The organism is Daejeonella sp. (genome assembly GCF_044342615.1).
Lineage (GTDB): Bacteria > Bacteroidota > Bacteroidia > Sphingobacteriales > Sphingobacteriaceae > Daejeonella.
In genome coordinates this window covers 1-4,042 of record NZ_JBIIPN010000186.1, presented here as the reverse complement: position 1 = coordinate 4,042, position 4,042 = coordinate 1, and the positions used below count along the sequence as shown (strand labels likewise).

Below are 4,042 nucleotides of genomic sequence, written 5' to 3'. Positions count from 1 at the left end.
TGAAAACAGGAAACAAGAAATTGAAGAGTGGAAAAAAAATGTCGGTTGGACAAAATAAAAACAGCCATTGACACGAGTTTTGCATCAGACGGGGTGAAGTGAAAACTTGGAGCTTTGTACTTGTATTCAAGTTCAGTGCAGGTTGAAAGTTTTGTGCCGTGAAACCAACCCGAACGCAAACCCCGAAAACGTTATAGCCAATGCTAAAAGACAACAGCGATTAAATAAATTGAAAATGGAAAAAAGACCAAAAATGAAATTGGCACTTAAGACAGTAGATAAGATATTCGAAATTGTTGGTTGGGGTTTTATAATAATGATTTGGGTTTTGACAATTACAAGCTATTCAAACTTACCTGAAACTATTCCGACACATTACAATGGAGCAGGACAAGCTGACGGATTTGGCGGAAAAGCGACTATTTTAACTTTGCCCTTAATTGCAACAATTTTATTCATTGGACTGACAGTATTAAATAAGTTTCCACAAGTATTCAATTATCCAACTGAAATTACACAAGACAACGCTTTTAGACAATACATATACGCAACAAGACTTATAAGATATCTTAAACTTATTATCGTTTTTATTTTAGGACTTATTGAATTTAAAACAATTCAAAATGCAAACGGAGAAGCAGACGGCCTTGGAGTATGGTTTTTACCGCTTACAATGGGAGTGATTTTTATACCGATGATTTATTTTATATTAAATCATTCAAGCCTAAACAATGACAAAAAGCCAAAGCACTGGCTATAACATCAGCTAAAAAGATTGGCAGCTCAGTGCTTAAATCAAGCTTTGTGCTTCTTTGAAATATTGTGCTTAATTAATATAGTGATTGCTTCGAAATATCCACATGCGCCAAGTCCGAAACCCTTGCACGATAATTTTAGAGAGACCTATAAATAGAAGAATAAATAAAATGTATCAAATTAAAAGAACAAATTCTGACGATTTAGATTTTCAAAAATTAGTTGTTGAACTTGACAAAGAACTGGCAATAAGAGATGGAGAAGAACATGTGTTTTTTGCACAATTCAATAAAATATCTGGAATCAAATATGTAGTAGTTATTTATGAAAATGAAATAGCTGTTGGTTGTGGTGCAATCAAAGAATATGACGAAAATATAATGGAAATAAAGCGAATTTTTGTACCAATTGAAAAAAGGGGGAAAGGAATTGCTTCTATTGTTTTGAAGGAATTGGAAAATTGGACAAAGGAATTAAACTATAAAAAATGCATTTTAGAAACAGGATTTAATCAACCAGAAGCAATACGTTTATACAAGAAAAATAATTTTATCATTATCAAGAACTATGGACAATATGCAGAGGTTGAAAATAGTATATGTTTTGAAAAAACAATCATATAAAAACATATTTAATTAAAGTCTCGAGAATAGAATATGGTGCATAAAAAGGAAGTTTGAATTTAACAACAGAATGTGCAAAATATTTGAGAAAATATCTAAATCAATAAATTAAAAAGGTGAGCTTAAAGTAGTGCAGGGAATGCTAAAGAAAGAACTTAAAGAAAAAAACAGATAGCAATGATTTTGCATAATAACGGATTCGTTGATTCCACGAAAGGTTAGTGAAGGGTTCATTTAAGTTCTCCGCATCAACTTTATGCAAAAAACACAATGGAAAGTGATAGAAGAAGATGATAACAAAACATGGATAAAATAGACAACAAAAATAACTCAATAAATAGTATCCTGGAAATCATTTACTGGTTAAAATAGATAAAATATATGAAATATCTCCTGGTTTTACTAACCCTTAGCTTATTCACCCAAACAAACATGAAAGAGATTTATAGATTTACAACGCAAACGAAAGTCAATGAATGGCGTATTGTTAACGATGGTGTTATGGGTGGTATATCAAAAAGTTCTTTGGTGCTTAGCGATTCTGGACATGGGCAATTTTCGGGACAGGTTTCATTGGCGAATAATGGAGGATTCGCCTCGATACAATTGAATAAAACGATTAAACTAATGGATGAAAATAAGTTTATTGTCTTGCGTGTAAAAGGAGATGGTAAGGCCTATGAATTTCGTTTGAAAGGCAAAATTTCCCAGTCTGAGTCTTACGTGCACCAATTTAATACGACAGGAGAATGGGAAAATATCAAGTTACCACTAAATGAATTTTACCCTCAATTTTTTGGGCGCAAATTAAACATACCCAATTTCAATTTTAAGAGCATTGAACAATTGAGTTTTTTGATCGCCAACAAACAAGAAGAAGATTTTAAATTATTGATTGATTGGATAGGTTTGGAGTAGATTTTTAAATTGATAGCCTCTACTCTTGAAGAAGAGAAAAATATTCTGATGATAAGAAGGCCTATACGATAGCAAGCATTTGGCAGAAAAACACACTCAGTGTTTAATTAACTATCCTGGTTCCTATCAAATTTTGTGATGGCTTTACCCTTTGATGCTTCCAGATCTGCTTCTTCGCCAAGCGCCAAACTGTTACTTAAAATATTAAAAACAAAACATCATGAAAAATATCATGCTTTCAAAAAAGCTCGCAATAATTTCAATCGTGATAATTACAGTTGTTTTTTTAGCCATAATCTCACCATTAAAAGGTTTGAGCATTTTAACCTTCCCATTAATATTGCTAGGCATTGTGATTTGGATTTCAGGTTTCATAATACTAATCTCAGAGTTATTTAACAGACAAAAAGAGAATGGTCAAAAAAAGACAATGGTGATAACATTAATTTTAATAGTCGGTTTTATTCCCATTGGACTTATTTATACGAAAATAAGTGGATATGCTAGAACAAAAATCACAGTAAATGTTATTAATCAATCAGACTTTATTCCAAGTAATATTTTAATCTATGGCGCAGGAAGTATTTTTGAAAACTCAGACACACTTAAAGTAAATAAATTAAATAAAGGTGGGTCCATAGAATATATAATTCGACCAAGTACTAAACCTCATAGAAATGGTTATATCAGAATTGAGTTTGATATTGATAATAAACATGTCTCGAAAAATATTGCCGGTGAATTCTCGATAAACCCATATAACATTAAACAATACTGGGAAGTAGCCGTAGACAATGAATTCGTTAAATAAACAATCTACTAACACTGGCTAATAGCATTATTGGGCGGAAAGTGCTATAAAACTTGCAATTTTAGTGGTAGAAATTTAATTGGCAAGCCTTGCGAACTTTTATACATTTAATTAAAATTATCGGGTAAGAATTGAATGACGCAAATTTGCCATTAGCAAAAATTGGACTTTTACTAGCAATCGTAGAAAACCCTATGGCAACACACAAAGTCGGACGAGTGAATAAAAAATATAATAATTATACCTTTAGGTTCCATAATGAAAAAAAGATGTTCAGTATGAAATGGTCTCATTTAAACAAAAAGGATGCAATTAAAAGCAATTTATATAATTTTTAGTCTTTTCATTTTCACATACTCTGCCTCCGCGCAACAAAGTAACAATGCCGTAAAAATTATTGGTGAGATGAGAAATGTGATGTGGAAAGGGCAACTATCGGGAAACATAAACCTGGATACGATTTCTCAAAAAAGGAATTTATACGGATTCGGGCCAATAGAGTATTTAGCTGGAGAAATCTTAATTATTGACGGAAAATCTTATAAATCAAGCGTTGTTTCAGATACAGAAATGAAGGTTGAGGAAACTTACCATATCAAAGCACCCTTTTTTGCTTCAGCAATTATTGAAAACTGGTCGGAAAGGCCTTTACCCAATAAAATCCAATCCATTCAAAAGCTAGAAAGCTATATCAATAAATTAACGAAAAAATCTCCTAGACCCTTCATGTTTAAGCTTTCAGGAATTGTTGAACAAGCCACAATTCATATCGTAAATTTACCAAAAGGCTCAAAAGTGAGCTCGCCAAAGGAAGCGCATCAAGGTCAAACAAATTATGAGCTTGAAAATATAAATTCGGATATCATCGGATTTTTCTCTACTCAGCATCAAACCATATTTACTCATCATGATACCTTTTTACACATGCACCTCA

Annotated in this window: 5 protein-coding genes; all 5 read left to right on the top strand. The window is 32.1% G+C overall.

Annotated elements, in window-relative coordinates:
- The first annotated feature begins 235 nt into the window (after positions 1–235).
- Entirely contained in the window at positions 236–760 is a 525-nt protein-coding gene (locus ACIQ0D_RS11975; protein WP_395805926.1) for a DUF1648 domain-containing protein, read from the top strand.
- Between the two features lie 100 nt (positions 761–860).
- A complete protein-coding gene (locus tag ACIQ0D_RS11970) occupies positions 861–1,379 on the top strand; it encodes a GNAT family N-acetyltransferase (protein ID WP_395805924.1) in 519 nt (172 codons plus the stop codon).
- Positions 1,380–1,760: 381 nt separating this feature from the next.
- Positions 1,761–2,297, top strand: coding sequence for a CIA30 family protein (locus ACIQ0D_RS11965; protein WP_395805922.1), 537 nt, complete (start codon positions 1,761–1,763; stop codon positions 2,295–2,297).
- A gap of 220 nt (positions 2,298–2,517) precedes the next feature.
- Entirely contained in the window at positions 2,518–3,108 is a 591-nt protein-coding gene (locus tag ACIQ0D_RS11960; protein ID WP_395805920.1) for a hypothetical protein, read from the top strand.
- A gap of 306 nt (positions 3,109–3,414) precedes the next feature.
- A partial coding sequence (locus ACIQ0D_RS11955; RefSeq protein WP_395805918.1) for an acetolactate decarboxylase occupies positions 3,415–4,042 on the top strand: 628 nt, incomplete at its 3' end.

Bases quoted from the DNA above. Each gene is read 5' to 3' on its own strand.
- ACIQ0D_RS11975 (WP_395805926.1), top strand. From the start codon at position 236: ATGGAAAAAAGACCAAAAATGAAATTGGCACTTAAGACAGTAGATAAG.
- ACIQ0D_RS11970 (WP_395805924.1), top strand. From the start codon at position 861: ATGCGCCAAGTCCGAAACCCTTGCACGATAATTTTAGAGAGACCTATA.
- ACIQ0D_RS11965 (WP_395805922.1), top strand. From the start codon at position 1,761: ATGAAATATCTCCTGGTTTTACTAACCCTTAGCTTATTCACCCAAACA.
- ACIQ0D_RS11960 (WP_395805920.1), top strand. From the start codon at position 2,518: ATGAAAAATATCATGCTTTCAAAAAAGCTCGCAATAATTTCAATCGTG.